This is a genomic window from Dellaglioa algida DSM 15638, assembly GCF_001434695.1.
Lineage (GTDB): Bacteria > Bacillota > Bacilli > Lactobacillales > Lactobacillaceae > Dellaglioa > Dellaglioa algida.
Genome location: NZ_AZDI01000021.1, coordinates 1 through 1,802, shown reverse-complemented (window position 1 = coordinate 1,802; position 1,802 = coordinate 1). Strand labels below are relative to the sequence as shown.

Below are 1,802 nucleotides of genomic sequence, written 5' to 3'. Positions count from 1 at the left end.
TTTTGAGAGTAGACCTCTCAAAACTAAACAAATTTTCGACAAGTGTGTAGGTTTCCGTAATATTCCTTAGAAAGGAGGTGATCCAGCCGCAGGTTCTCCTACGGCTACCTTGTTACGACTTCACCCTAATCATCTGTCCCACCTTAGACGGCTGGCTCCTAAAAGGTTACCTCACCGGCTTTGGGTGTTACAAACTCTCATGGTGTGACGGGCGGTGTGTACAAGGCCCGGGAACGTATTCACCGCGGCATTCTGATCCGCGATTACTAGCGATTCCAACTTCATGTAGGCGAGTTGCAGCCTACAATCCGAACTGAGAACGGCTTTAAGAGATTAGCTTAACCTCGCGGTCTCGCAACTCGTTGTACCGTCCATTGTAGCACGTGTGTAGCCCAGGTCATAAGGGGCATGATGATTTGACGTCATCCCCACCTTCCTCCGGTTTGTCACCGGCAGTCTCATTAGAGTGCCCAACTAAATGCTGGCAACTAATAATAAGGGTTGCGCTCGTTGCGGGACTTAACCCAACATCTCACGACACGAGCTGACGACAACCATGCACCACCTGTCATTCTGTCCCCGAAGGGAACGGCCTATCTCTAGGTTTGTCAGAAGATGTCAAGACCTGGTAAGGTTCTTCGCGTTGCTTCGAATTAAACCACATGCTCCACCGCTTGTGCGGGCCCCCGTCAATTCCTTTGAGTTTCAACCTTGCGGTCGTACTCCCCAGGCGGAGTGCTTAATGCGTTAGCTGCAGCACTGAAGGGCGGAAACCCTCCAACACTTAGCACTCATCGTTTACGGCATGGACTACCAGGGTATCTAATCCTGTTTGCTACCCATGCTTTCGAACCTCAGCGTCAGTTACAGACCAGAGAGCCGCTTTCGCCACTGGTGTTCTACCATATATCTACGCATTTCACCGCTACACATGGTGTTCCACTCTCCTCTTCTGCACTCAAGTTATCCAGTTTCCAATGCATTTCTTCGGTTGAGCCGAAGGCTTTCACATCAGACTTAAAAAACCGCCTGCGTTCGCTTTACGCCCAATAAATCCGGATAACGCTTGCCACCTACGTATTACCGCGGCTGCTGGCACGTAGTTAGCCGTGGCTTTCTGGTTAGATACCGTCACTAGGTAAACAGTTACTCTTACCTACATTCTTCTCTAACAACAGAGCTTTACGATCCGAAAACCTTCTTCACTCACGCGGCGTTGCTCCATCAGACTTTCGTCCATTGTGGAAGATTCCCTACTGCTGCCTCCCGTAGGAGTTTGGGCCGTGTCTCAGTCCCAATGTGGCCGATCACCCTCTCAGGTCGGCTACGTATCATTGCCTTGGTGGGCCTTTACCTCACCAACTAGCTAATACGCCGCGGGTCCATCCAAAAGTGACAGCTTACGCCGTCTTTCATTATCAAACCATGCGGTTTAACAAATTATGCGGTATTAGCACCTGTTTCCAAGTGTTATCCCCCTCTTTTGGGCAGGTTACCCACGTGTTACTCACCCGTTCGCCACTCATTGTCTTCGGTGAGTGCAAGCACTCGGTGAAGAACAATGCGTTCGACTTGCATGTATTAGGCACGCCGCCAGCGTTCATCCTGAGCCAGGATCAAACTCTCATATAAAAAGTTGATTGCTCTTATTGTTTTGTTACTTTTTGAAACTAGCGAATTGACTTCGCAAATGTTTGCTCTTAACTCTTAGTTAAGAGACCCTACACATTTGATTTGTCGAAAATTTGTTCAGTTTTCAAAGATCTACTTGGTTGCTTTTGACAACTTTTATATCATATCAA

Annotated in this window: 1 rRNA gene; it reads right to left on the bottom strand. The window is 48.4% G+C overall.

Annotated features, from left to right (window positions below):
* Positions 1 to 70 precede the first annotated feature (70 nt).
* A 16S ribosomal RNA gene (locus tag FC66_RS07770) occupies positions 71 to 1,632 on the bottom strand.
* Between the last annotated feature and the right edge of the window lie 170 nt (positions 1,633 to 1,802).